The sequence below is a fragment of the Vreelandella lutescens genome (genome assembly GCF_014640815.1).
Classification (GTDB): domain Bacteria; phylum Pseudomonadota; class Gammaproteobacteria; order Pseudomonadales; family Halomonadaceae; genus Vreelandella; species Vreelandella lutescens.
The window spans coordinates 627,107-646,507 of the sequence record NZ_BMHM01000002.1 but is presented as its reverse complement, the minus strand read 5'-3'; the positions used below and the strand labels follow the sequence as shown (position 1 = coordinate 646,507).

The window sequence follows — 19,401 nt, the reverse complement described above, 5'->3', positions numbered from 1 at the left end:
GCGTGCACTGAGTTACTGTCCAAGTGTTGCGTTGACCCGTGTCAGATAAATCCACTGGCACAAACGGTCATCACCGACAACACTGCCCTCAAAAGGGGTAAAAACAAGGACAATAATGATGACTCAGTACGTACACCAGCCGTCCTTCATGACTGGCGATGAATTCTCCATTGAAACCTTCTGCCTACTGAACCCCGACGGGGAGCTATACGAAGGTGCCGAGGAGCCTGCACTCACGCGGGAACATGCCCGCAAGCTCTACCAGGCCATGCTGGCCACCCGTATTCTTGATGAACGCATGATGGCCGCACAGCGCCAAGGGCGGCTAAGTTTCTATATGCAGTGTACCGGCGAGGAAGCCGCCGTGGTGGGTGCTGCCGCTGCACTTGATGACGCCGATATGATCATGGCCCAGTACCGTGAGCAAGGCGCTCTAATGTATCGCGGTTTCTCTATTGATGAGTTTATGAATCAGCTGTTTGGCAACGAGCTTGATTACGGTAAAGGCCGCCAAATGCCGATTCATTACGGCTCTCGCAAACTGCACTACATGACCATCTCTTCCCCATTAGCGACCCAGATTCCTCAAGCCACCGGGTACGCCTATGGCCAAAAGCTGGCGGGTGAAGGCCACTGCACGCTGACCTTTTTTGGTGAAGGGGCGGCCTCAGAAGGGGACTTCCACGCCGCGCTCAATATGGCCTCGGTGCATCAGGTGCCGGTGATCTTCTTCTGCCGCAACAACGGCTACGCTATTTCTACTCCCTCCACAGAACAGTTTGCTGCCGATGGCATCGCTCCTCGTGCCTTTGGTTACCATATGCACGTGATTCGTGTGGATGGTAACGACGCCCTAGCGGTGTATGAAGCGACCCGGCAGGCGCGAAAAATCGCCGTTGAACAGAACCAGCCGGTGCTGATTGAAGCCATGTCTTACCGGTTGGCCGCTCACTCCTCCTCGGATGACCCGTCGGGCTATCGTGCTAAGAGCGAAGAGGAAGCGTGGCGCGTAAAAGACCCACTGCTGCGTATGCAGCGCTGGCTGGCTAAGAAAGGCTGGTGGAGCGATGAAGAGGAGGCTACCCAGCAAGAGACGCTGCGCCGTGAAGTGCTGGAAACCATGAAACGTGCCGAAAAACGCCCGCCGCCGCCGCTTGAATCGTTAATCAGCGATGTTTACGCCGATGTGACGCCTGCGCTACAGCGTCAGTTGGATCAGTTGAAGCGACATATTCGCCGCTACCCAGAAGCCTACCCGCGTGGTGCAAAATCGCTAGATCTGACGCTTTCGTCAGCCACTGATTCCCAGGGAGAGGCGTAATATGGCAACAATGAACATGCTCCAGGCGATTAATAACGCGCTGGATATCGCCATGGCGGAAGATGAAAAAGTCATCTGTTTTGGTGAAGACGTCGGTATTTTTGGCGGGGTTTTCCGTGCCACCAGTCATCTACAAGAAAAGTACGGAAAAGCGCGCTGCTTCAATACGCCGCTGGTTGAGCAGGGCATTATTGGCTTTGCTAACGGTTTAGCCGCCCAGGGCTCAGTGGCTGTCGCTGAAATTCAGTTTGCGGATTACATCTTCCCTGCGTTTGATCAAATTGTTAACGAAACCGCCAAATTCCGCTACCGCTCGGGGGATCTTTTCAACGTGGGTGGGCTCACCATTCGCACCCCTTATGGCGGCGGCATTTCGGGTGGGCTTTATCACTCACAGTCTCCTGAAGCCTACTTTACCCATACACCTGGTTTAAAAGTGGTGGTGCCACGCAACCCCTATCAAGCCAAAGGGCTGCTGCTAGCGGCGATTCGTGACCCTGATCCCGTGCTGTTTTTAGAGCCAAAACGACTTTATCGTGCGGCGGTAGGGGAAGTGCCTGAAGAGGATTACCAGCTCCCGATTGGTGAGGCAGAGGTAATCAAAGAGGGCACCGATATTACCCTGGTGGGCTGGGGGGCGCAGATGGAGGTGATCAGCAAAGCCGCCGAGCTTGCCGAAGAGCAGGGCATTGCCTGCGAGGTCATCGACCTGCGCTCGCTGCTTCCTTGGGATGTGGATACCGTGGCAGAGTCGGTATTTAAAACCGGCCGTATGATTGTTAGCCATGAAGCGCCGCTTACCGGCGGTTTTGCCGGTGAAATTGCTGCAACGATACAGGAGCGCTGTTTTCTCTATCTGGAATCGCCGATTACTCGGGTGACCGGGCTAGATACGCCTTTCCCGCTTGTGCTGGAGAAGGAGTACTTGCCCGACCACCTGAAAATTTTTGAAGCGATTCGCGAAAGCGTGAACTTTTAGCGCCAGGGAGAACAGCCATGAGTGATTTTTTACTGCCGGATATCGGCGAAGGCATTGTTGAGTGTGAAGTGGTGGAGTGGCGCGTGGCCGAGGGCGACACCATCGAAGAGGATCAGCCGATTGTCGAAGTGATGACCGACAAGGCGCTGGTGGAAATCACCGCCCCTGAAGCCGGTACGGTGACCAAACTGTATGTGCCCCAGGGAAAGATCGCCAAGGTGCATGCGCCGCTTTATGCATACCAAACCGCCGGTCAGTCGAACAGCGACACTACCGCTACCGAGCAGGTACCTTCAGCGCCGCCCAGTAGCCACGGGGTGGCCGCTGATGAAGATAGCCAGCCGCCTACAAGCCAAGCCGTTACCTCTATTGCTTCAAGCAAAGTGCCCGCTAGCCCTGCGGTACGGCGCTTAGTACGCGAGCACAGCCTAGCCCTGTCGGAAATTTCAGGCAGTGGTAAAGATGGTCGAGTGCTGAAAGAAGACGTGCTAGCACACCTCAACGCGCCAGCGGTATCTACCCAAACGGCCAGCGTTTCGGTGCCTTCAAGCACAGGCTTAGCACCCTCAAAAGTAGAGCCGCTACGAGGCGTGCGGGCGGTAATGGCCAAGCGTATGGTAGAAGCTGCCAGCTCCATTCCCCATTTTCACTACGGTGAAGAGATTGATGTGACGGAGCTGTTAGCGCTGCGCGAGCGGCTCAAGCCTCAGGTAGAGGCGAAGGGCGAACGGCTCACGCTGATGCCGTTCTTTATGAAAGCGATGGCGCTGGCCGTGGCGGAGACGCCGATCATCAATGCGCAGTTAAACAGCGAAGCCAACGAGCTGAGCTACTACGACCAGTGCAATATCGGCATGGCGGTGGATAGCAAAGCGGGGCTTTTGGTCCCTAACGTGAAGGGTGTCGAGGGCTTAACGCTGTTTGAGATTGCCAAAGAGGTCGGCAGGTTAACCAAGGCGGCACGGGAAGGGCGCGTGGATCAGGCGGATTTAAAGGGTGGCACCATCAGCATCTCCAACATAGGTGCCCTTGGGGGCACCTACGCCGCGCCGATTATTAACGCGCCAGAAGCCGCCATTGTGGCCATTGGCAAAACCCAGTGGCTGCCGCGCTTTGATGAGCACGGGGCTGTGCAGCGCCGGGCTATTTTGACGGTCACCTGGGCAGGCGACCATCGCTTTATTGATGGCGGCACCATTGCACGCTTCTGCAACGCCTGGAAAGGTTTTCTAGAAGCGCCGGAAAACATGCTGCTTCATTTGGCTTAATTGTGTAGGCACCTTGCTATGAGCCAGGCACCGCTGCAGCAGTTTTACATACCCGAAGAGCAGTCGGTTTACCTGCTAAGCCATCACGATGCCCGAAAGCTAAAAGACTGGGTAGCGCTGTGCCAATCACAGCTTGCCCAGTTGGGTTACTCAGATATCGAGCTGATTGGTAAGGGGGCCTACGGGTTTGTTTTTGCAGGTAGCGCCTGGCAGCAAGGGGCCATGGCGCACTATGTTTTCAAGTTTTCTCGGATCACGCTGCCCACCCACTTACAAGAGCGCCTCGAAGAGGAGGCGTTTATGTTGGATCAGGTGTCTCATCCGAGAATTCCAAAACTGATTACGTATCAGCGTGCCCGTGGCCAGTCGATTCTGGTCATGGAGCGTGCTCCAGGGTGGAATCTAGAACAAGTCTCACTGAAGCAGGGGCGTCTCTCGCCCCGATTGATAGTGCGTATTGCTGCTCAGTTGGCAGATATTTTATTGGCCCTACGTCGTGAAGCAGGTCCTCATGCGCGACCGGTGGTTCATGGCGATATCAAACCTTCCAATCTGGTCTTCGACGCCGTCAGCGAATCCATTGCGCTAATTGATTGGGGCTCTTCGGTGTTTGCTCAGTTGGATCAAACGCTGCAGTTTGTGGGGGCTAACGTAATGGAGCTGATGTCCGACAATCTCCAGCAAACCAATGCGCGGCTGGGCGATGTCTACTTCATCGGTGACGAACAGCTCAACGGGGCGCTCTCATCACCTCGGTTTGATGAGCAAGGGGTGGCGGGAACGTTGTATGCATTGGCCTCTGCACAGTCCTGTCGTTTTGGTCATCGAGCCATACCGGCAAGCTCCCTAGGTCTGCCCATAGAGTTCGCCCGAACTCTGGATGGCCTGCTAGACCCAGACCCATTGATGCGACGCAAGGCAGGGGATCACTTTATCCGTGAGATGCCGCGTATGGCGAAGGTCGTGATGGTCGACTTACCTTCGCTACCACAAAGGCCGTTAGTGCCGGTTTGGGGAAAAGGACCACGCCGGCCGTCCAGTCAAGAGATCGATACCGTGGTGTACAGCTCGCGCAAGGCATTCTTGCGGGAGGCAAGCGCTGAAGAGACGTTAAACGACGTCAACGATGTGCAGCTTGATCGCTACTACAAACAGTTTATGCAAGGTATGGGAGAAACCGAAAAAGCCTTTTTGGCCTCGGTGAGTCGGCTAGGCAAGTACCCCGTAGTGGGCGGTTTAGCGGTGCGCTGGGAGCGAGAGGGGGTCTATATCGATTCGTCACTCAACCTGCATGACCCGGCGCTAAAACCCGCGTTTATCGAAGCCGTGAATAATATGGTGCACCTGGCGCGGGCCATTCATCGCCAGGGGGTATTTAAAAGCTGTCTGTTCAATGCCCGGCAGACGCTGCACTTAGAGCGCACAAGCCCTGAGGAGGCGTTTCACTGCCAGCCAGAGATGGCGATTAACTACGAAGTAAGCGCCGTGCCGGAAATGGAGGATCGCACTCGGCAGCATAGCTACTTTGAGGATGGTCCAGACCCAGAGGAGCTGTTGGTACTGCCTGATACGATTATGCAGCTACTAACGCGGCTTAACGAGATCCACCATACCGGTATGATCATTTTTGAAGCGCTGCCCAAACACCTTAAAATTCATAGCTACTATCGGCTGCTTGATGGGGGCCGAGAGCCAGAGTTTCGTAGTCTGCTAGACCAAATGCTCGCCGCTGTCAGCCAAATTGAGGGGCTGGGCGTGTCAGGATTTATGAAGATGCCCTATAAAGACACGCGCTTTTTTACTCACTTAGAGCGTCAGCCGGCGCATTTTTATCCCAAAGATCCAAAAGAGTATCTCAGGAAAAGCACCTTGCCTTCACCGCAGCGCTAGGGGCGCGCCAGCCTCAATCAGCCACCTGGGTGGCTAACCAGCGTGCCAGCTGCTCGGTTAACTGGTCGGCCGCACGACCAAAAGCGTTCACTACATCGGGTATTTCTGTACTGGCAGCGCGCTCACGAATAGCAAAGCTGGTGGATGCCACGGGCTGTTGGTCATTCCCCACTAATTGGACATCTAGCTGCAGATTGATGCTGGGGGGGGTGGTGTCGTACTCGCTTTGGAAGTGGCGTAACTCGCTTAATAGCTGCAAGTCATGAGGCAGGCGGTCGCTGCCTACATTAGCGAACAGCTGGCGCTGTTGTAGGCCGCTAATAAGCTGAGCTTGAAGCATATCCGGCGCATCCTCATGCCAGCGAGCGCCTTCATACACGTTCACCACATTGCCATCGGGAAATACCACGATACGGTTACTGCTCAGCAGATGGCCCGCTTCTGGCGTTGCAATACCCAGTCGCGTGGGTAGCGTGGCTGTGCTGGTATGGTTCGTGACGTTGGCCGCAGGTAAGCGGTAAAGGGTTGAAGGTGCCTTTTCCGGTAAAATAGAGCAGCCCGTCAGCGTTAGTAGAGCGCTTAGAAGCAGACTGAGACGTAATGCGGGGGTTTTCATGGGCGGAACTCCTCTACTTGGTCGCGGCCCAGGAAAAAGTCAGTTGGGCTCTCTTCAAGCTGGCGGGTGATGCGATCGAGTGTCGTGAGTGTTGAACGCAACGCGGCAAGCGCCGGGGCAATGTCTCGGGTACTGTTTAACGTGCCTTCAACAGCTCCTGCGTTATCATTCACCAGTTGCTCTATGCGCTGGGCAGCGCTGGCGACATCGCGGCTGGCACTTTCGGCGCTGCGCATCACCTGCTGACCTTCTTGGCTCAGCAGGCGGTTCGCCTCCAGGCTGAGTGATTCGATGCTCTCAAGCGTGGTGGTGGCTTGGCGTGACACATCGCCAAAGAGCGCCATGTTTTCATCCAGGGCAGACTGTTGAGAAGCAATCATCTCGGTAATTTTGGCAATATTGGTCAGGATGTTGCCTGCCTGCTCACGATTATTGTCATCAAAAAGCTCGTTCACACTCTGCAAAATCGCGTTGAGGTTTTCGACCATCTCTTCGCCTTCGTCAAACAGCGTGGCAATAGGCGACGGGTCGGCTTGAATGAACGGCGTATCGTCGCTGTTTTGCGCTAGCAGGCGTTGGCTTTCTGGGGTGCCGCCGTAGAGCTGCACCGACATGCTGCCGGTAATGCTGGCAAAGGCTAGCTTTGCGCGGGTATCGACTTTGATCGGAGTGTCTTCATACACGCGGATGCGAGTGATCACCTGGCGTGGGTCGTCAGGATTGAGAGAAAGCTCGGTGACATCACCCACTTCAATGCCGTTGTATTGCACCTTGCTCCCTACCGAGAGGCCGCTGACGCTGCGCTCGAACAAAATCCGATAAGGCTGATAATCACGCTCGCCTGCGGCGTAGCTCATCCAGAGCGCAAACAGCAGGGCACCCGCCGCCGTCAATACGGTAAACAGGCCAATCAAAATATGGTGCGCGCGGGTTTCCATGTGCGTCACTCCTGGGGAGATGTTAAGCCGGCAGAGCGCTGGGCGGCGCGTCCACGGGGGCCATTAAAGTAATCCTGGATCCACTCATCGTCGGTTTTGGCGACGTTCTCAAGGGTATCCACTACGAGGACACGTTTTTGCGACAGCACAGCGACTCGGTCGCAGGCTGCGTAGAGAGTGTCGAGATCGTGGGTCACCAAAAATACGCTGAACCCCAGGGCATCTCTTAGCGTGACCAGCAGTTGGTCAAATGCGGCGGCACCGATGGGGTCGAGTCCTGCGGTAGGCTCATCGAGAAACAAAATATCCGGGTCTAGGGCCAGTGCCCTGGCCAGTGCTGCGCGTTTCACCATGCCGCCTGACAGCGACTCTGGAAACTGGCGCGCGGCATGCGGTGGCAGGCCGACCAGAGAGAGTTTAATCCGCGCTAGGTACTCGGCCTCTTCCCGGGGGAGTTTTGCGTGCTCAATGAGCGGCAGGGCTACATTTTCCTGCAAGTTGAGCGAGCTGAACAGCGCCCCACGCTGAAACAGCACCCCAAAGCGTCGCTCTACCTGGCTACGCTGTGCTTCACTAAGCTCATTGAGTCGCTGACCGAGCACATCCACCGTGCCGTCGTTGGGCCGTTTTAAGCCCACAATGCTCCGTAGTAGCACCGATTTGCCGGTTCCTGAACCACCCACCACGCCAAGGATTTCTCCTCGGTAAAGGGTTAAGTCCAGCCCCTCATGAACGACATTGTCGCCAAAGCGATTAACGAGCCCCTGTACATGTATAACCGCTTGGGGGCTGGAATCTGTTGGTGAAGTGTTTGTCTCTGTCACCAGCCCATCTCCATAAAAAATAGCGCCGCTAGGGCATCTATCAGAATGACCATAAAGATGGACTGTACGACGCTTGATGTGGTGTGAGCGCCCACCGACTGAGCGCTTCCGCTGACTTTAAATCCTTCCAGGCAGCCAATGACCGCAATTACAAAGGCAAACACCGGCGCTTTGCTCAAACCGACCAAGAAGTGAGTGACCGACACATCTTTCTGCAATGTGGTCATAAACTGGCTAATCGAAATATCCAGCGATAGGGTAGCCACCACCGCGCCGCCCACTAGGCCGCTCAACATACCTACAAAGGCCAGCAGAGGGAGACTAATGAGCATGGCCATCACCCGTGGCAGTACCAGTAGCTCAATGGGATCTAGTCCCTGGGTTTTGAGCGCATCAATCTCTTCGTTGGATTTCATTGCGCCTAGTTGAGCGGTAAAAGCGCTGGCGGTACGGCCTGCTAATAAAATAGCCGCCAGCAATACGCCAAATTCCCGTAAAAATGAAAATGCCACGAGATCAATGGTGTAAACCGTTGCACCGAAGTCTTGGAGCACTGTGGCACCTAAGAACGCGACCACGGCACCTACCATAAACGTCAACAGCGCCACAATGGGGACCGCGTTTAAGCCGCTCTGCTGGATATGCGCGACGGTAGCGGTGATACGCCAGCGAGTAGGGTGGAGCAGAAGGGAGACAAACGTTGCCAGTACAAGCCCAATAAACGCCAAGAGCTGGCGCTGCTGAGACCACAACGCCGACATCTGTTGGCCCACCGTGGCTAATGCCGAGATGACACGGTTGGCGCGTGGTTGATCACTTTCCAGCGGGCTGTCCATAGCTTCGGCAATGCGAACCAGCAGCGCTTGTTGAGCGCGAGGCAGGTCATTGGCCCAATCGCCAACCTGTTTGGCTTTATCAACGCCAATCAGCTCGACAATCAGCGCTGCGCCCGCGGTATCCAGCCCATCAAATCCTGGCAGCGCCACCGATGTGCCGCTAAGCGTGCCCTGCTGTTGTACTTCGCGCTTAAGCGCTACATAGTGGCGCAGCGTCCATTCACCATGCAGCGAGACACTCTCATTACGTTGAGTGATCCACTTGTTAGGCATCCCTGCTCTCCCTATGCCTTTACCTCGGCGTGAGAGACTATGATGCAGTCAAACGGGCGTTAGTGAAAGCGCCGTTACAGCAACTTAACGCGATGCACGATATTTGGGCGCTAATTCCTGCTTAATTTTTGCCGCGACTTCTTTCAGGCGTGGGCCTAGATTATTGACCAGGCGGTCGTGATCCAAGCGCAGGCTGGAACCCCCGCAGTTGATGGCCATGACTTCGGCACCGTCTTCTAAAATGAGCGGCATGGCCACGGCGCTGATATCCCGCTGCCAATCCTGTTCGGATAGGCAAAAGCCATACTCGGCGTAGTCGCGCAGGCTCTGCTCAATACCGGCATGAAGGCGCGGCCAGTCGTTGCCATGAAAGTCAGCAAGTTCTTGCATCACCTGATGGCGCCGCTCGCCAGATAAGCCGCATAGCCACGCCCGGCCAATGGCTGAGGTGGCGATGGGCAGCCGCGAGCCAACATCTAAGCGAATAATCAGCGGGCCGTGGCCATGGCAGGTTTCTAGGTACACCATGTCGCTGCGATCCGCGCTGCCCAGGCTGACGTTACAGTCGGTGGCATCGGCAAAGTGCTGCAGATGAGGGCGTGCAACCTCGCGAATCCCCATATTAGCTAGAAAGCGGTAACCCAACGCCAGCACACCCGGCCCGAGGCGGTACTTCTCCAAGTGACGGTTGTGCTGCAGGTAGCCTAACTGGGTCAGCGTATAGGTTAACCGGGACACCGTGGGGCGGGGGATGTGGGTGCGGTTAGAGAGCTCTGCATTGCCCAGGTACTCTTCCCCTGTTCCAAAAGCGCGGAGCAGTTCTAACCCCCGCGCAAGCGCGGTGACAAAGTTGCGATCTTTTTCAGGTGATTGCGGCTCTTCAGCAGCGGCGTCAGTGGGTTCCATCAAGCGTCTCGGCTAATCAATCATTGAGTGGCAAGTATCGCATACCTGCGCTGGGGCGTTGCAAAGCGCGATGACCAAGCTTAGTCAACGCTTGGCGCGTGGTTAGCTGTCCAGGCGCTCAATAATGGTCGCAATACCCTGGCCAACGCCAATGCACATGGTGACCAGTGCATAGCGCCCGCCGGTGGCTTCTAGCTGACGTAGCGCAGTGAGCGCCAAACGTGCGCCCGATGCACCCAGCGGGTGGCCAATGGCAATGGCACCACCGTTAGCGTTTAAGCGCGGGTCGTCGGCGGAAAGCCCCAACTGTTGAACGCAGCCCAACACCTGCACCGCAAAGGCTTCGTTGATTTCAATGACGTCCATCTGCTCAAGCGAAAGGCCGGCCCGAGCCAGCGCTTTTTGCGAGGCGGGCACCGGCCCAAGGCCCATAACGCGGGGAGCAACGCCCGCCACGGCGCTGGCAACAATACGCGCCCGCGGAGCAAGCCCAGCCCGCTCGCCTGCTGCACGCGTGCCGACAATCAGCGCGGCAGCCCCGTCGTTTAAACCAGAAGCGTTGCCTGCGGTCACGACACCGCCTTCAAACAGCGCGCCGAGTTTAGCCAGCTTCTCCTCGGTGCTTTCAGCCCGGGGGTGCTCGTCTTTATCTACCAACAGCGGCGGCTGTTTGCGCCCTTGAGGCACTTCCACCCCAAACATTTCACCTTCATAAAAGCCGTTTGCCAGCGCCTTGGCATAGCGCGCTTGGGAGCGGGCGGCAAAGGCGTCGCTGGCCTCGCGGCCGATGTTTAGGTCGTGGGCAATGTTATCGGCAGTTTCCGGCATGCTGTGGCTGCCGTACTCTTTGGCAATCCACGGGTTGGGGAAGCGAGAGCCAATCACGGTATCAAACATCGGCTGATTGCGAGCGTAGGGGGAATCGGCTTTGCCTAGCACGTAAGGCGCGCGGGACATGGACTCCACACCGCCAGCTAAAAATAGCTCACCTTCGCCTAAGCGAGCGGCACGGGCGGCATCCATCATGGCGGCTAAGCCACTACCGCACAGGCGGTTGACGGTTTGGCCTGCCACCTCAATCGGCAGGCCCGCCAGCAGCGCACCGTGACGGGCCACGTTGCGGGAATCTTCCCCCGCTTGGTTAGTACAACCCGCCAACACTTCTTCGTAGCTTTCTGGGGCAAACGGATTACGCGCCACCAGTGCTTTGAGCGTTAGGCCCAGCAGCTCATCTGGGCGAATGGCCGCTAGGCTGCCGCCATGGCGACCAAAAGGGGTGCGTAATCCGTCGTAAATGTAGGCGTCTTGCATGGTTATTCTCCTTATTTGTCTTAGCCTTACTTGAGCCGTAGTTGAAACTGAGGTGTGTCAGCCCGTTGGCCCGTCAGTGAGGGGCATACCCAGCGCAGCGCGACGGCGCAGCCAAGGGCTAGGGCGATAGCGGGGGTCACCGGTGGCGGCTAATAGGTTGTTCAAAATGGTCAGGATGCGCGAAGCGCCATAATGGTCGCCCATGCGCAGCGGGCCAAATGGGTAGCCCAGGCCAAGTTCCACCGCACGATCAATAGTGGCGGGTGCAGCGACGCCTTGCTGTGCGATATCTGCCCCAACGTTGACGATGCAGGCCACCACGCGCTGCAGTACAAAGCCGGTGCTGTCTTGTAGGGTGCTGACCGGTGTGCCGTCAGCATTCAGCAGGTTGGCGGCGGCATTGACTAGTTCGGGGCGGGTAATGGGGGAGGCCATCAGGCTGCGGCGCTTATCCAGCCCCGCCAGCATATCCACCGCGACGCACTGCTCGGCATTCAAGCCTTGGCGCAGGGCGCACTGCGTGGTGTCTTCGCCCAGCGGTGTCAGCAGGCACAGCGCCTCTGAGGAGGGCTGGTCCGCACTTTCTAGTGGCCAGCCCGCCGTGGTGACCAGTTCGGCAAGCTTGGCGGCGCTACCTGGGTCGTCTTGGCTGATCCACACGGGGCAAGGCGAGGCTGACGCAATGGCGGGCTCTTCCGGCATCTGCTGCTGGCCATCCACGTAGCGATAAAAGCCTTCACCGGTTTTGCGCCCCAGCAGGCCTGCTGAGAGCCGCTGGCGGGTGAGCGGTGAAGGGCGAAAGCGCGGCTCTTCATAATACTGGTGGTATACCGATTCCATCACCGCATGGGAAACATCCAGGCCGGTCAGGTCCAGCAGGGTAAACGGCCCCATTTTAAAACCACCTTGATCCACCATAATGCGGTCAATGGTGGCGGGGTCGGTCACGCTCTCACTCAGAACGCGCAGTGCTTCGGTGCCAAAAGCGCGCCCGGCGTGATTGACCAGAAAGCCAGGGGTGTCGGTGGCCTGGGCGGTAAAGTGGCCCATGGCCGTGCCCAGGGCATTAACCCGCTGGGTGACATCGTTAGCGGTACGTAACCCTGGAATCACTTCCACAATTTTCATCAGCGGCACGGGATTGAAAAAGTGAAAGCCAATCACGCGCTCTGGGTGCTGGCAGGAGGCAGCAATCGCGGTAACAGACAGCGAAGAGGTGTTGGTGGCGAGCACGGCATCCTGGCGAACAATGCCCTCTAAATCGCTAAACAGCCCCTGTTTGGCTTCCAGCTTCTCGATAATCGCTTCAACAACGATATCGCATGTGGCGAGGTCGGCGAGGTCGCGGGCTTCAATCAATCGTTCGCCGTACTGCTCGGCTTGGGCTTGGGTAATCCGCTGTTTGTCGGCGCTGCGCTGCCATAACCCATGAATAAAGGCAGTCGCTTCCGCCACCGCGCCTTCTTTAACATCAAATAGCATGACGTTCAGGCCTGCCTGCGCGGCGAGCTGAGCAATCCCTCTACCCATGGCCCCGGTGCCGACAATGCCAAGAGTGTAGAACGAATGGGCGACTGCGTCGTTGGACATAGGTCAAAATCCTCGCTGCAAGGGTTTGTTGTTCTGCATTGCAAAATAGTATTTCGTTTATTGACTGCCATCCTAGGCTATGCAAAAGTGCCTGACAAGAGAGTGAACGCTAGTTTCGCTATGCAGAACTGTTGCAGGCCTCACTGCCCGCGCGAACGCCAACCATAAAAATATCGTTGCCACCAGGAGCCGTTATGATCCGTGATCCCGAACTGCTGAATCAGTTGGTTGATACCATTGCCCGCTTTGTCCGGGAGCGTTTGATTCCCAATGAGGCACGGCTTGCCGAAGAGGATGCAGTGCCCGCCGAGATCCTGGCGGAAATGAAGGAGATGGGGCTGTTTGGGCTATCCATTCCTGAGGAGTACGGCGGTTTAGGGCTCACGATGGAAGAGGAAGCCTTAGTGGCTATGGAGATCGGCAAAACGTCTCCCGCGTTCCGCTCGGTATTCGGCACCAACAACGGCATCGGTGCCCAGGGCATTCTGATTGATGGCACTGAAGAGCAGAAAGCCAAATACGTGCCGCGCTTGGCCACCGGCGAAATTCTCAGTTCGTTCTGCTTAACTGAACCGGACTCTGGCTCCGATGCCGCCAGCCTGCGCACCACCGCCGTGCGCGATGGCGACCACTACGTGTTAAACGGCACCAAGCGCTATATCACCAACGGCCCGGAAGCGGACCTGTTCACCGTGATGGCGCGTACCGACCCAGACAACAAAGGCGCTGGCGGTATCTCTGCCTTTATTGTTGAAGGCAATACGCCTGGTCTGATTCGCGGCCCGGCGGATAACAAGATGGGCCAGAAGGGCGCGCATACCTGCGATATCATTTTTGATAACTGCCGCGTACCGGCTGAAAACATCATTGGCGGCAAAGAGGGGCAAGGCTTTAAAACCGCCATGAAAGTGCTCGACCGTGGGCGGCTGCATATTTCTGCGGTGTGTGTGGGCGTAGCCGAGCGTTTAGTCGAAGAGTCGCTGCGCTACACCATGGAACGTAAGCAGTTTGGTGCGCCGCTGGCGGAGCATCAGCTGGTGCAGGCTATGCTGGCAGATAGCAAAACCGAGGCCTACGCAGGCAAAACCATGGTAATGGACGCCGCACGCCGCAAAGATGATGGCGAAAACGTCTCAACCCTAGCCTCCTGCTGCAAGCTGTTCTGTGCCGAGATGGTGGGTCGCGTCGCGGATCGCGCCGTGCAGGTGCACGGCGGTGCGGGCTATATGTCGGAATACGCCGTTGAGCGTTTCTACCGCGATGTGCGTTTGTTCCGCATTTACGAAGGGACGACGCAAATTCAGCAGCTGGTGATTGCCCGGAACATGGTGCGGGAGGCGTCCTAATGGCTCTGTCGGTCCCTTACCAAGCGCCAGATGAGAAGATCTTTGGCCGTCTGGCAAGCGAGCTGTTAGCAGAACTCCCCGAGCGCTTGAGCACCCGCGTGCTGGAAAACGCGAAACGCCTAGCGGATCACCCCGCGCTTGTGGATGGCAGCGTTCGCTGGAGCTACGCCGAACTGGGGCAAGAGATCCACGCTGCCTGCAATTGGTTGAGCGCCCTGGGCGTACGCCCCGGCGACCGGATTATGACGGTCAGTGAAAATTGCCGTGCCCTGGTGGTACTGCTCTTGGCCGCTAGTGAAATGGATGTTTGGGTCGCGATTGTCAATTCGCGCCTCTCCGCTCAGGAAGTGGATCTAATCCAGGGCAACTGCCTGCCTCGCCGAGTGTTTTACACCTGCGAAGCCTCCCAAGAGGCGAGCCAGCACGCCGAGCGCCATGCGGCCGACCGCTATCAACATCCGCAGCTCGGCGGCCTAGCGATTTCACCGCTGTTTGAAAGTGAGCCAGAGCCCGTGCATGCCAGCGGTGCTGATCAAGTCGCAGCGATGATCTACACCTCAGGTACCACCGGCACGCCGAAAGGCGTCATGCTGACCCATCGCGGTATTCTGTATATCGCCTCTATTTCCGGCGGTATGCGCCATCTGAGCGAAGGGCAGCGGGTGTATGGCGTGCTGCCCATGTCTCATGTGTTTGGCCTCTCATCGGTGTGTATGGGCTCGCTGTATAACGGCGCGTGCCTGTACACCGTGCCCCGCTTTGACGCGGCACAGCTGCTGACAACGCTCAAAGAGGAGCGCATTACCGTGCTTCAGGGCGTGCCCGCCATGTATGCCCGCGCCCTGGAGTACCTGAAGCGTGAGCAGCGCGCGTTAGAAGCGCCTGCGCTGATCTATATGTCTGCAGGCGGCTCGCCGCTGGATAGCGATACCAAAACCCGTGTTGAATCCGCCTTTGGGTTAACGCTTCATAATGGCTACGGCCTCACCGAAGCTAGCCCAACGATTAGTCAAACCCGCATTGAAGACCGTCACCAGAGCAGCACCGTGGGCCGAGTGCTGCCGCTTTTGGAGTATCGGTTAGAGCCCTTAGGCAGCAGCGGCACGTCAGAAAAAGCGGGCGATGAGATCGGCGAGCTGTGGGTGCGTGGCCCCAATATCATGAAGGGCTACTTCCGCCAGCCGGACGCCACCCGCGCCACCTTAACGGAAGATGGCTGGCTCAATACGGGTGATATTGCCAAGCTGGATCACGACGATCAGCTCTATATCGTGGGCCGCAGTAAAGAGCTGATTATTCGCTCGGGCTTCAATATCTACCCGCCGGATGTGGAAGCGGTGATTAATGAGCATCCGGCAGTCACCTTAACCGCAGTGGTTGGGCGACAGGTGGCAGGCAATGAAGAGGTGGTGGCATTTGTGCAGTGTGAGCCGGGTATTGAGGTTGATATGGCAGAACTCAAAGCCTTTATTGCCGAGCGGCTTGCGCCCTATAAGCGGCCGACCCAAATTGTGTTAATGGATGCGCTGCCCTCCACCGCCAGCGGTAAGATTTTAAAAGGGCTGCTACGCGACTTGGCCCAGCAGGAGAGCGCTTTATGAGCGAAACAGACAGCGCGAACGCTTCCACTACGCCCCAGGCGCTGATGGGCTATCACGAATTGCTGGGCATGCACGTGGTGGAGTGGGAAGAGGGGCGCGCGGTGGTGGAGCTCACCATTGAGCCCAAGCACCTTAACCGTAGCGGCAATGTGCACGGCGGCGTATTGGCCTCGATGCTGGACAGCGCCCTGAGCCTAGCGGGCCTGCACTGCGATGTGCCGGGGAATATTCGTCGCGGGATGACGCTGTCACTCACTACCACCTTTGTGGGGCCTGCTCGGCAAGGCATGCTGCGGGCCACGGGCACGCTGCGCGGTGGCGGGCAAAAAACCTTCATGACCAGCGGTGAAATTGTCGATGAGCAGGGCAACCTGGTGGCTATGGGCGAAGGCGCGTTTCGCCGCCGTAGCGGCAGCGAATCGTCACAAGGTACTCCCGACCCGCAGTTGAGGGAGCCTGGCGAGTGAGCCCAGCCCGTCTGCGGGTTTCCTTTTTGCTGTTGGCCACCCTCGCCACGTTGACCTACCTAGTAGGCGGCGGCGTGATATGGCAAGCCGCCGGCATCGTTGCGCTGCTGCTCTATTTGATGACCCTGAAAGGTCAACTCACCCGCATGGCCAAGGGGCTGCTGTGTGCCGCGGGTGTGCTCACGCTGCTCGCGCTATGGCGCTCGCCCACGCCAGGGCAGCTGCTGTTTGAGGCGAGTGGGCGTTTTGCGTTTTTTGCCACCTTTGTGGTGGCGCTGAGTATGCTGCGCTTACCTGCCTATCGTTCCCGTTTAGTGCGCCGCTGCGGGCAAAGCATGCTGCTTCAGCCCCCCAGCCGCCGCTACCCAATTTTATCGCTGGGTTCGGCGCTGTTTGGCATCATTCTAAACATTGGCGTGCTGAATCTGTTCGCTGCGATGATCGAAAAGAGCAATACCCTGAGTGCTGCCCAAGGGCGCGCCTGGGTGCGCGAGGCCCGTCAGCGGCGCATGATGCTGGCGCTGCTGCGCGGATTTTCGCTGGCCCCGCTGATTTCGCCCATGGGTATCGGGGTGGCCGTGGTGCTGTCAAGCCTTCCTCAGGTCACCTGGCTACAGCTGGCACCCTATATTCTGGGGGCCGCCGCGCTGATTTTTATGGCGGGCTGGGCGGTGGACTACTTCACCGGCCCGCACCCACCCGCCAATAAGACCTATGTCACCCCCTCGCTGCGTCCGTTGGCGCAGTTTAGCGTTCTGCTAATCGGTATCGTGGCGCTGGTGTTTTCCATTGCGTGGCTGCTGGAGTTACGTTTGCCGATTGCCGCGCTGCTGGGCGCGCCTACCGGGGCGCTTTTATGGCTGGCTTGGCAGCGTCGCCGGCTGGGTTTTGGCGGGCTGCCTGCGGCAGTCACGGCGGTACATCGCCAACTACCTTGGCTGTTGACGCCCAGTGCCAATGAGATTGTGGTGCTGGGGGCGGCAGGCTATTTGGGGCATGTATGCGTGGGCTTGGTGGATACTCAGCAGCTCGCGCCGCTATTGGCAGTGCTTGGCCCGCTAGGCGCGTTCAATGCGGTGTTGGCCATGCTGATGGTGGTGGGGCTCGCGCAAATAGGCGTCAACCCGATTGTCACGGTAACGCTGTTGGTGGGCCTGTTACCCACGCTGGGCATTGAGGGGTTAACGCCTGCGTTGATAGGGGCATCGTTAATGGTAGGCTGGGCGCTGGCGCTGATGTCATCGCCAATGACGGCTTCCATGCTCATCCTCTCGCGCTTTACCGGCGTACCCGCCACACGAATCGGCTACCGCTGGAACGGGCGCTTTCTGATCGCGGTGATCCCGCTGCTGGCGTTATGGTTTGGTTGGTCACCTTTCTGAGACTGGAGGTTCAATGAAACGCTTGACCTTTGGCAGGCGTTTTTTTATTGTTCTTTTTATAAAGTGAAATATTATTTTACTGTGCGGAATTAAAAGCCGATGGTTCAATCGCTGGAGCATGCCTAATGAAAATCCTCGTCGCGGTAAAACGCGTCATCGACTACAACGTCAAAATCCGCGTTAAAGCGGATCATTCTGACGTGGATCTTACCAACGTCAAAATGGCCATGAACCCCTTCTGCGAAATTGCCGTAGAAGAAGCCGTGCGCCTGAAAGAGAAGGGCGTGGCCACCGAAGTCGTGGCCGTGACCGTAGGCCCCAAGGCCGCCCAAGAGCAGCTGCGCACCGCGCTGGCGCTGGGGGCCGACCGCGCCATCCACATTGAGACCGACGAGCGTGTCGAATCGCTGGCGGTGGCCAAACTGCTGGCCAAAGTGGTGGACGAAGAGCAGCCCGGTTTGGTGATCCTCGGCAAACAGGCCATCGACACCGACAACAACCAGACCGGCCAGATGCTGGCAGCCCTCACCAACCTGCCGCAAGGCACGTTCGCTTCGGAAGTGGCGGTAGACGGCGACAAGGTGAATGTGACGCGTGAAATCGACGGCGGCCTGCAAACCGTCGCGCTGACGCTGCCCGCCATCGTCACCACCGACCTGCGCCTGAACGAGCCGCGCTACGCCAAGCTGCCGGACATCATGAAGGCCAAGAAAAAGCCGCTGGATGTTAAAACCTCCGCCGACTATGGCGTGGAGGTGGCCTCCAAAGTCACGCTGCTCAAAGTGGAATCTCCTGCCGAGCGCAAAGGCGGTATTAAAGTTGCCTCGGTGGACGAGCTGATCGACAAACTGAAAAACGAAGCCAAAGTGCTTTAAAAGGAGCTGATCTCATGAGCATTCTGGTACTTGCCGACCTTCATGAAGGTCAGTTAGCGGGCGCGACCGCTCACGTCGTGGCGGCGGCCCAGGCCATCGGTGGCGATATTGATGTGCTGGTCGCCGGTGAAGGCGTCCAGGCGGCTGCCGAGGCGGCCGCTAAACTCGACGGCGTGAGCAAAGTACGCGTAGCGGATAACGCCGCCTACGCCCATCAGTTGGCCGAGCCCATGGGCGCGCTGCTGGTCGAACTCGCTGGCGATTACACCCACGTGCTGGCCAGCGCCTCCACCACCGGCAAAAACGTCCTGCCGCGTCTGGCGGCCCTGAAAGACGTCAGCCAGCTGTCGGATGTGATTGGTGTCGAAAGCGCCGATACCTTCCTGCGCCCGATCTATGCCGGTAACGCCATCGCCACGGTCAAAAGTGACGACGCGCTGAAAGTCATCACCATCCGTACCACCGGCTTTGATGCAGTCGGCACCAGCGGCAGCGCCACAACGGAAGCGGTGGATTTCGTCGCAGACAACGCCCAGTCCAGCTTCGTCAAACAAGAGCTGGCGCAAAGCGACCGCCCGGAACTCGGCGGTGCCAAGGTGGTGATCTCCGGCGGCCGCGGCATGGGCAACGGCGAGAACTTCAAGCTGCTGGACGGCATTGCCGACAAGCTGGGCGCGGCCATTGGCGCTTCCCGTGCGGCGGTAGACGCTGGCTTCGTGCCCAACGATATGCAGGTCGGCCAGACTGGTAAAATCGTCGCGCCGGAGCTCTACATTGCGGTGGGTATTTCAGGTGCGATTCAGCACTTGGCAGGCATGAAAGACTCCAAGGTGATCGTCGCGATCAACAAGGATGAAGAGGCACCGATCTTCCAAGTGGCCGACTATGGTCTGGTGGGGGATCTGTTTGAGATTCTTCCTGAGCTGGAAAGCAAGCTGTAAAAGCTTCTTGCATCCACGTCTTGGTCGGAATAACCCG

The 19,401-nt window shown here is 57.7% G+C and carries 17 protein-coding genes; 10 read left to right on the top strand and 7 right to left on the bottom strand.

What is annotated here, in order from left to right; genetic code table 11:
• The first annotated feature begins 118 nt into the window (after positions 1-118).
• Genes IEW65_RS07335 through IEW65_RS07320 form a run of 4 tightly spaced genes read left to right on the top strand, consistent with a single transcriptional unit; the run spans position 119 to position 5,458 of the window.
• Positions 119-1,321 carry a thiamine pyrophosphate-dependent dehydrogenase E1 component subunit alpha gene (locus IEW65_RS07335; protein ID WP_188638893.1) on the top strand — a complete coding sequence of 401 codons (1,203 nt, stop codon included), beginning with the start codon at positions 119-121 and terminating at the stop codon, positions 1,319-1,321.
• Between the two features lies 1 nt (position 1,322).
• Positions 1,323-2,300: an alpha-ketoacid dehydrogenase subunit beta gene (locus IEW65_RS07330; protein WP_188638824.1), complete on the top strand. Its 978-nt coding sequence runs from the start codon at positions 1,323-1,325 to the stop codon at positions 2,298-2,300.
• Positions 2,301-2,317: 17 nt separating this feature from the next.
• Entirely contained in the window at positions 2,318-3,568 is a 1,251-nt protein-coding gene (locus IEW65_RS07325; RefSeq protein ID WP_188638823.1) for a 2-oxo acid dehydrogenase subunit E2, read from the top strand.
• A gap of 18 nt (positions 3,569-3,586) precedes the next feature.
• Entirely contained in the window at positions 3,587-5,458 is a 1,872-nt protein-coding gene (locus IEW65_RS07320) for a protein kinase domain-containing protein (protein ID WP_188638822.1), read from the top strand.
• Positions 5,459-5,471: 13 nt separating this feature from the next.
• Here IEW65_RS07320 and IEW65_RS07315 read toward each other — a convergent pair whose 3' ends face one another.
• From IEW65_RS07315 to IEW65_RS07285, 7 genes are all read right to left on the bottom strand, one after another.
• Positions 5,472-6,074, bottom strand: coding sequence for an ABC-type transport auxiliary lipoprotein family protein (locus IEW65_RS07315; protein ID WP_188638821.1), 603 nt, complete (start codon positions 6,072-6,074; stop codon positions 5,472-5,474).
• Positions 6,071-7,012, bottom strand: coding sequence for an MlaD family protein (locus IEW65_RS07310; protein ID WP_188638820.1), 942 nt, complete (start codon positions 7,010-7,012; stop codon positions 6,071-6,073). The genes IEW65_RS07315 and IEW65_RS07310 overlap by 4 nt, the downstream gene beginning before the upstream one ends.
• 5 nt (positions 7,013-7,017) lie before the next feature.
• On the bottom strand, positions 7,018-7,836 hold the full coding sequence (locus IEW65_RS07305; protein ID WP_422822608.1) for an ABC transporter ATP-binding protein: 819 nt from the start codon (positions 7,834-7,836) through the stop codon (positions 7,018-7,020).
• On the bottom strand, positions 7,833-8,945 hold the full coding sequence (locus tag IEW65_RS07300; protein WP_188638819.1) for an MlaE family ABC transporter permease: 1,113 nt from the start codon (positions 8,943-8,945) through the stop codon (positions 7,833-7,835). Before IEW65_RS07300 ends, IEW65_RS07305 begins: the two co-directional genes overlap by 4 nt.
• 84 nt (positions 8,946-9,029) lie before the next feature.
• Positions 9,030-9,851, bottom strand: coding sequence for an IclR family transcriptional regulator (locus IEW65_RS07295; RefSeq protein WP_188638818.1), 822 nt, complete (start codon positions 9,849-9,851; stop codon positions 9,030-9,032).
• Positions 9,852-9,953: 102 nt separating this feature from the next.
• Complete coding sequence (locus tag IEW65_RS07290) at positions 9,954-11,162, bottom strand: 3-oxoadipyl-CoA thiolase (protein WP_188638817.1); 1,209 nt, start codon at positions 11,160-11,162, stop codon at positions 9,954-9,956.
• Positions 11,163-11,219: 57 nt separating this feature from the next.
• Entirely contained in the window at positions 11,220-12,752 is a 1,533-nt protein-coding gene (locus tag IEW65_RS07285) for a 3-hydroxyacyl-CoA dehydrogenase (protein WP_188638816.1), read from the bottom strand.
• A 194-nt stretch (positions 12,753-12,946) separates the two neighbouring features.
• On the opposite strand from IEW65_RS07285, the gene IEW65_RS07280 reads away from it, so the two are divergent.
• The 6 genes from IEW65_RS07280 to IEW65_RS07255 all read left to right on the top strand — a co-directional run bounded on the left by IEW65_RS07280 (position 12,947) and on the right by IEW65_RS07255 (position 19,364).
• Positions 12,947-14,098 carry an acyl-CoA dehydrogenase family protein gene (locus IEW65_RS07280; RefSeq protein WP_083023559.1) on the top strand — a complete coding sequence of 384 codons (1,152 nt, stop codon included), beginning with the start codon at positions 12,947-12,949 and terminating at the stop codon, positions 14,096-14,098.
• Positions 14,098-15,699, top strand: coding sequence for a class I adenylate-forming enzyme family protein (locus IEW65_RS07275; protein WP_188638815.1), 1,602 nt, complete (start codon positions 14,098-14,100; stop codon positions 15,697-15,699). The genes IEW65_RS07280 and IEW65_RS07275 overlap by 1 nt, the downstream gene beginning before the upstream one ends.
• Complete coding sequence (locus IEW65_RS07270; protein WP_188638814.1) at positions 15,696-16,166, top strand: PaaI family thioesterase; 471 nt, start codon at positions 15,696-15,698, stop codon at positions 16,164-16,166. Before IEW65_RS07275 ends, IEW65_RS07270 begins: the two co-directional genes overlap by 4 nt.
• Entirely contained in the window at positions 16,163-17,548 is a 1,386-nt protein-coding gene (locus IEW65_RS07265) for a hypothetical protein (RefSeq protein ID WP_188638813.1), read from the top strand. The genes IEW65_RS07270 and IEW65_RS07265 overlap by 4 nt, the downstream gene beginning before the upstream one ends.
• Positions 17,549-17,673: 125 nt before the next feature.
• Positions 17,674-18,423, top strand: coding sequence for an electron transfer flavoprotein subunit beta/FixA family protein (locus IEW65_RS07260; RefSeq protein ID WP_188638812.1), 750 nt, complete (start codon positions 17,674-17,676; stop codon positions 18,421-18,423).
• Between the two features lie 14 nt (positions 18,424-18,437).
• On the top strand, positions 18,438-19,364 hold the full coding sequence (locus IEW65_RS07255) for an electron transfer flavoprotein subunit alpha/FixB family protein (RefSeq protein WP_188638811.1): 927 nt from the start codon (positions 18,438-18,440) through the stop codon (positions 19,362-19,364).
• Positions 19,365-19,401: the final 37 nt, after the last annotated feature.

What these genes read in the sequence shown, in the direction of transcription:
- IEW65_RS07255 (WP_188638811.1), top strand. Translation starts at nt 18,438, where the DNA reads ATGAGCATTCTGGTACTTGCCGACCTTCATGAAGGTCAGTTAGCGGGC.
- IEW65_RS07320 (WP_188638822.1), top strand. Translation starts at nt 3,587, where the DNA reads ATGAGCCAGGCACCGCTGCAGCAGTTTTACATACCCGAAGAGCAGTCG.
- IEW65_RS07330 (WP_188638824.1), top strand. Translation starts at nt 1,323, where the DNA reads ATGGCAACAATGAACATGCTCCAGGCGATTAATAACGCGCTGGATATC.
- IEW65_RS07335 (WP_188638893.1), top strand. Translation starts at nt 119, where the DNA reads ATGACTCAGTACGTACACCAGCCGTCCTTCATGACTGGCGATGAATTC.
- IEW65_RS07270 (WP_188638814.1), top strand. Translation starts at nt 15,696, where the DNA reads ATGAGCGAAACAGACAGCGCGAACGCTTCCACTACGCCCCAGGCGCTG.
- IEW65_RS07300 (WP_188638819.1), bottom strand. Translation starts at nt 8,945, where the DNA reads ATGCCTAACAAGTGGATCACTCAACGTAATGAGAGTGTCTCGCTGCAT.
- IEW65_RS07325 (WP_188638823.1), top strand. Translation starts at nt 2,318, where the DNA reads ATGAGTGATTTTTTACTGCCGGATATCGGCGAAGGCATTGTTGAGTGT.
- IEW65_RS07310 (WP_188638820.1), bottom strand. Translation starts at nt 7,012, where the DNA reads ATGGAAACCCGCGCGCACCATATTTTGATTGGCCTGTTTACCGTATTG.
- IEW65_RS07295 (WP_188638818.1), bottom strand. Translation starts at nt 9,851, where the DNA reads ATGGAACCCACTGACGCCGCTGCTGAAGAGCCGCAATCACCTGAAAAA.
- IEW65_RS07260 (WP_188638812.1), top strand. Translation starts at nt 17,674, where the DNA reads ATGAAAATCCTCGTCGCGGTAAAACGCGTCATCGACTACAACGTCAAA.
- IEW65_RS07280 (WP_083023559.1), top strand. Translation starts at nt 12,947, where the DNA reads ATGATCCGTGATCCCGAACTGCTGAATCAGTTGGTTGATACCATTGCC.
- IEW65_RS07290 (WP_188638817.1), bottom strand. Translation starts at nt 11,162, where the DNA reads ATGCAAGACGCCTACATTTACGACGGATTACGCACCCCTTTTGGTCGC.
- IEW65_RS07315 (WP_188638821.1), bottom strand. Translation starts at nt 6,074, where the DNA reads ATGAAAACCCCCGCATTACGTCTCAGTCTGCTTCTAAGCGCTCTACTA.
- IEW65_RS07285 (WP_188638816.1), bottom strand. Translation starts at nt 12,752, where the DNA reads ATGTCCAACGACGCAGTCGCCCATTCGTTCTACACTCTTGGCATTGTC.
- IEW65_RS07275 (WP_188638815.1), top strand. Translation starts at nt 14,098, where the DNA reads ATGGCTCTGTCGGTCCCTTACCAAGCGCCAGATGAGAAGATCTTTGGC.